Raw genomic sequence first — 5,900 nt, forward strand, 5'->3', positions numbered from 1 at the left:
CGCCGATGCCGGCGCGGCGCCCGAGGTGCGCACGCGCGAGGTCACCGCCACGGCCGTCTACGTCAACCTCGCGACGCCCGACGCCGCCGCGCGGGTCGCGGCCATGGACGTCGACGGCGTCGGCCTGCTGCGGGCGGAGTTCCTCATCACCAGCGCCCTGCAGGGGTTGCACCCGCGCCGGCTCATCGCGGAGGGCAGGACGGAGGAGTACGTGGAGCGGATGGCCTCGGGGATCAGCACCATCGCCGCCGCCTTCGATCCGAGGCCCGTGGTGTACCGCGCCACCGACCTGCGGTCCAACGAGTTCCGGGGGCTGCTCGGAGGGGAGGTGGAGGCCGAGGAGCGCAATCCGATGATCGGCTACCGGGGCTGCTTCCGCTACACCCGGGAACCTGACCTGTTCCGGTTGGAACTGGACGCGCTCGAGCGGGTGCGGCGGCGGCACCGGAACCTGCACCTGATGATCCCGTTCGTCCGGACCGGGTGGGAACTGCGGGCCTGTCTGGACATCATCGACGCCCACCCGATCGGTCGCGACACGGGGCTCAAGCGCTGGATCATGGCCGAGGTGCCCTCGGTGGTGCACTGGATCCCCGAGTACGCCGCCATGGGCATCGACGGCGTATCGATCGGTTCCAACGATCTCACCCAGTTGACGTTGGGGGTCGACCGCGACTTGGAGGTGTGTACGGGCCTGTTCGACTCGATGGACCCGGCGGTGCTGGCGTTCATCGACCAGATCATCGACCGCTGCCACGAGTCCGGCCTCACCGTGTCCCTGTGCGGACAGGCGGCGTCGACCGATCCCCGTATGGCCGAGCACCTCGTCCGGAAGGGGGTCACGTCGGTCTCCGTCACGCCGGACTACGCAGAGGTGACCCGGCGGACCGTCGCCCGGGCCGAGCGGACGATCCTGCTCGACGCCGCCCGGGCCGCCGCCCGTCCCGGGCGTGACTGACCGCGCGGCGCGCCCTCGCAGGTCCGCGCCGAAATCAGAGCCTTCCCTCACCTTGGACTGTTTGCTGACAACGCACTAGCATCAGTTTTGTTACCGGCGAGTAGGTTCCGGCGTACCAGTGGTTACGTGCACCGACTCCTCGGGCGCGACACAGTCATGACACCGCACTCCGAACGGAGAAGACCGTAATGGGTCACTACAAGAGCAACGTCCGCGACCTCGAGTTCAACATGTTCGAGGTCCTGCGTATGAACGAGGCACTCGACGCCGGCGAGTTCGGCGACATGGACACCGAGACCGCCAAGGGCATCCTCTCCGAGGTCGCGACCCTGACCGAGGGCCCTGTCGCGGAGTCCTTCGCCTCCGCCGACCGCAACCCGCCGGTGTTCGACCCCGAGACCCACTCGGTCTCCATCCCGGAGGACTTCAAGAAGTCCTTCAAGGCCTGGTACGACGCCGGCTACTGGTCGATGGGACTGCCGGAGGAGCTCGGCGGGATGCCGGCCCCCCGCGCGATGGTGTGGGCCACCGGCGAGATGATGCTCGGGGCCAACCCGGCGGCGTTCATGTACGGCGCCGGCCCCGCCTTCGCCGCCGTCCTCTACGAGAACGGCACCGAGGAGCAGAAGCAGTGGGCCGCCACCTGCGTCGAGCGCGGCTGGGGAGCGACCATGGTCCTCACCGAGCCCGACGCCGGCTCCGATGTCGGTTCCGGCCGCACGAAGGCGGTCAAGCAGGACGACGGCTCCTGGCACATCGAGGGCGTCAAGCGCTTCATCACCTCGGCCGACTCCGACGACATGTTCGAGAACATCTTCCACCTGGTCCTGGCGCGCCCCGAGGGCGCCGGCCCCGGCACCAAGGGCCTGTCGCTGTTCTTCGTGCCGAAGTTCCACTTCGACTTCGAGAAGAACGAGATGGGCGAGCGCAACGGGGTGTTCGTCACCGGCGTCGAGCACAAGATGGGCCTCAAGGTCTCCACGACCTGCGAACTGACCTTCGGCGGTCACGGCGTGCCCGCCAAGGGCTGGATGGTCGGCGGCGACGAGCTCAACCAGGGCATCCGTCAGATGTTCGATGTCATCGAGCACGCGCGCATGATGGTCGGCACCAAGGCCATCTCCACCCTGTCGACCGGCTACCTCAACGCGCTCGAATTCGCCAAGGAGCGTGTCCAGGGCGGCGACATGACCGAGATGGCCGACAAGACCGCCCCGCGCGTCACCATCACCCACCACCCGGACGTGCGGCGTGCGCTGATCCGCCAGAAGGCGTTCGCCGAGGGTCTGCGCGCGGTGTACATGTACACGGCGGCCCACCAGGACGTCGAGACCGCCGCGCGCGTCTCCGGCGCCGACGGCGAGCTGGCCCATCGGGTCAACGATCTGCTGCTGCCGATCGTCAAGGGCGTCGGTTCCGAGCGCGCCTACGAGCTGCTCACCGAGTCGCTTCAGACGTTCGGCGGGTCGGGCTTCCTGCAGGACTACCCGATCGAGCAGTACATCCGCGACGCCAAGATCGACTCCCTCTACGAGGGCACCACCGCGATCCAGGCACAGGACTTCTTCTTCCGCAAGATCGCCCGTGACCGCGGCACCGCCGTGGGCCACGTGTCGGCGCAGATCAAGCAGTTCCTGGACAGCGACGCGTGCGGCGGCCGACTGGCGGCCGAGCGGGAGCTGCTCGCGACCGCTCTCGCGGACGTCGAGGCCATGATCGGCACGTGCTTCGATCACCTCATGGGTTCGCAGGACGACCCCAAGCGCCTGTACACGGTCGGGTTCGCCTCGGTGCGCGTCCTCATGGCGTTCGGTGACCTCATGATGGGCTGGCGTCTCCTGGTCGGCGCAGAGGTCGCCCTCGGCGCGCTGGACGGGGCGTCCGACGACGACAAGGACTTCTACAACGGCAAGATCGCCGCCGCCCGGTGGTTCGCCAAGAACGAGCTGCCCCTGATCAGCGCCACCCGCGCGATCGTCGCAGACCTCGACAACGAGCTGATGGAGCTGGACGAGTCCGCGTTCTGATCCGCACCTCACGGGCCTGACGAGGCCCGCCCGTCGATCCGCCGCCCCGCCCGGGCGGCGGATCGACTCATTTCGGCGGGACACGCGCCCGTCGCGGACGGATCTCGACGCACATCGGTGGACCTGTGAGCGGCATCACCCTATCGTCGGAAAAACGACCGGCTCGCACCGGCCGGCCGGGACATGCCCGAATACCGGAGGAGTTCCGATGTCCGAAGAGCGCAAGCACGACGATCCCACCCTGACCACACGTCAGGGACACCCGATCTCCGACAACCAGAACACCCGCACCGTCGGCCCCCGTGGTCCGGCGACTCTCGAGAACTACCAGTTCCTCGAGAAGATCAGCCACTTCGACCGCGAGCGGATCCCGGAACGCGTGGTCCACGCGCGCGGGTTCGTCGCCTACGGCGAGTTCGAGGCGACCGGGAAGTGGGGCGATGAGCCGATCTCCACGTACACCCGCGCCAAGCTGTTCCAGGAGGCGGGGAAGAAGACCGATGTGGCCATCCGCTTCTCCACGGTGATCGGTGGCCGCGACTCGTCCGAGGTCGCGCGCGACCCCCGCGGCTTCGCCGTGAAGTTCTACACCGAGGACGGAGACTGGGACCTCGTCGGCAACAACCTCGGGGTGTTCTTCATCCGAGACGCCATCAAGTTCCCGGACGTCATCCACTCCCTGAAGCCCGACCCGATCACCTTCCGGCAGGACCCGGCGCGGATCTACGACTTCATGTCGCAGTCGCCCGAGTCGATGCACATGCTGGTCAACCTCTTCAGCCCGCGCGGCATCCCGGCGGACTACCGCCACATGCAGGGGTTCGGGGTGAACACCTACCGATGGGTGAACTCCGCGGGCGAGAGCCACCTGGTCAAGTACCACTGGCTGCCCCATCAGGGGGTCAAGAGCCTGACCGAGGAGGACGCGGCGAACATCCAGGCGCACGACACCGGCCACGCGTCCAAGGATCTGTACGAGGCCATCGAGAACGGCGACTATCCCAAGTGGGATCTGGTCGTGCAGATGATGTCGGACGACGACCACCCGGAACTGGACTTCGACCCGTTGGACGACACCAAGACCTGGCCGGAGGAGGTCTTCCCGCCGAAGCTCGTCGGCACCATGACGCTCAACCGCAATATCGACGACCATCACAACGAGAACGAGCAGATCTCGTTCGGCACCGGCGTCCTGGTCGACGGCCTCGAGTTCTCCGACGACAAGATGCTGGTCGGCCGGACGTTCTCCTACAGCGACACCCAGCGCTACCGCGTCGGCGCCAACTACCTGCAACTGCCGGTCAACAGCGCCAAGAACGCCACTGTCGCCACCAACCAGCGCGGCGGCACGATGTCGTACGGGGTCGACCTGCAGGGCCAGAACCCACACGTGAACTACGAGCCGTCGACCATGAGGGGTCTGCGCGAATCCGAGCCCACCGGCGAGAAGGATGTGGGCCCGGAGTTGAGCGGCCGTCTCACCCGCAGCGAGATTCCCCGCACCAACGACTACATGCAGGCGGGGCAGCGATTCCGTCTCATGTAGGAGTGGGAGCGCGATGACCTGGTGAAGAACTTCATCGACAACATCGGTGAGGCGACCCGCGAGGTGCAGGAGCGCATGGTCTGGCACCTGCTCATGTGCGAGGACGAGCTGGGACTGCGGGTCGGCGAGGGCCTGGGCATCACACCCGACGACGTCCGTCACCTCGAGCCGCTGCCCAAGCAGCAGCTCACCGACGCCGAGCGCGAGCGGCTGGCGAACCTCGGTGCCAACGGCCCACGCGACGTCAAGGGTCTGACCATGACGCACTGCGTCCCCAACGAGCGCGTCGTCGTCGACCGCTGACGAGCGCCGCCACCGCCTCCACCTCCAGAAATCCGCTACTCGGATTCCGGTTCCGCTATCCCCATTGGGGTAGCGGATCGGGATTCGGAGTAGCGGATTTTCGCTGACCGGGAACCGGGCCGCTGCGGGGTCAGTTCCCGGGCACGCCGGGAATGCGGAACTCCGGTAGGCCCGGGATCCGGATCGGGTCACCGGGTCCGGGGAGCGCGGGCGGCGGTGGTGGCGGTGACGAGGTGGGATCGTCGTCCTCGGGAGTCTCGGCCCGGCACACGATCCGGTCTCGCGGCGCGTAGCTCGACGAGACGGTGTCGGTGCTCACGGTGTCGCCGCCGCGCAGGACGACCCGGGTCACGCGGGCGGTGTACCCGTCTGCGCCCGGACTCGGGGTACACCCGGCCGTGCCGACGACCCGGGTCTGGGCCCGCCGGATGTCGGTCCGGGGGGCCGTCGAGACCCTCACCGTGTACTCGGGCGTCCCCCACAGCCGGACCGTCACCGAGTTGCCGCTACCCGATGCATCGATCACCAGGCCGGTGTCCTGGGCGTTTCGGAATCCGACGTCGGCCGAGGCGGTGGCATCGCGGCCCGCCGGGAACGCGTCGCCGTCGACACCGCGGGAGCTGCGGACGAGGTCCTGTGCGCCGGAGTCAAACGCAGCGTTGAACAGGGCGGTGGCGACGGCGTCGGCGGACACGTCTCCGGAGACGGTGCCGGCGACCTCCGCCATGGAGAAACTCCCGCCCGCCGGGATGAAGTGCCCGGCCAGCGAGGCGATCATCGACTGGGCCTGTCCGCTCGCGCTGACGGCCACCGTGAACTGGCCGACGGGCTCGCGGATGCCGGCCCGCTCGGCCTCCGCGGTGGTCAGCTCGGGGTCGCGGCCCACGTAGCCGACGGGGAGCACGCGCGGGCCGTCGACGTCGGTGAGTTGCCCGGGCAGCCGACCGAGCAGCGGGCCCCATTCGACGGTGCGTCCCTGGACCGCGGGAACGATGGTGGCGCTCGACCCGCTGAACTCGAAACTCGCGTCCCTGCCCACCTGCTCGGTCTCCTCCAGGAGCGGGTC

4 protein-coding genes and 1 pseudogene are annotated in these 5,900 nt (G+C 68.3%); 4 read left to right on the plus strand and 1 reads right to left on the minus strand.

From position 1 onward, the window contains the following. The 4 genes and pseudogenes from G6024_RS07600 to G6024_RS16890 all read left to right on the plus strand — a co-directional run. Positions 1-958 (plus strand): putative PEP-binding protein (locus G6024_RS07600; RefSeq protein WP_338122136.1); only part of this gene is annotated, 958 nt, incomplete at its 5' end. 188 nt (positions 959-1,146) lie between these two features. Then, a complete protein-coding gene (locus G6024_RS07605; RefSeq protein ID WP_067719508.1) occupies positions 1,147-2,985 on the plus strand; it encodes an acyl-CoA dehydrogenase in 1,839 nt (612 codons plus the stop codon). Between the two features lie 208 nt (positions 2,986-3,193). After that, the gene (locus G6024_RS07610) at positions 3,194-4,531 is read left to right on the plus strand and encodes a catalase (RefSeq protein ID WP_277355616.1); all 1,338 of its coding nucleotides are present in this window, start codon (positions 3,194-3,196) and stop codon (positions 4,529-4,531) included. Between the two features lie 12 nt (positions 4,532-4,543). Next, a pseudogene (locus tag G6024_RS16890) lies at positions 4,544-4,834 on the plus strand (catalase-related domain-containing protein); the annotation flags it as partial. A 130-nt stretch (positions 4,835-4,964) separates the two neighbouring features. On the opposite strand, the gene G6024_RS07615 reads toward G6024_RS16890, so the two are convergent. Further along, on the minus strand, positions 4,965-5,900 hold a 936-nt coding region (locus G6024_RS07615; RefSeq protein WP_182640338.1), incomplete at its 5' end, for a VanW family protein.

This window comes from Dietzia maris (assembly GCF_014144855.1).
In the GTDB taxonomy this organism is placed as follows: domain Bacteria; phylum Actinomycetota; class Actinomycetes; order Mycobacteriales; family Mycobacteriaceae; genus Dietzia; species Dietzia kunjamensis.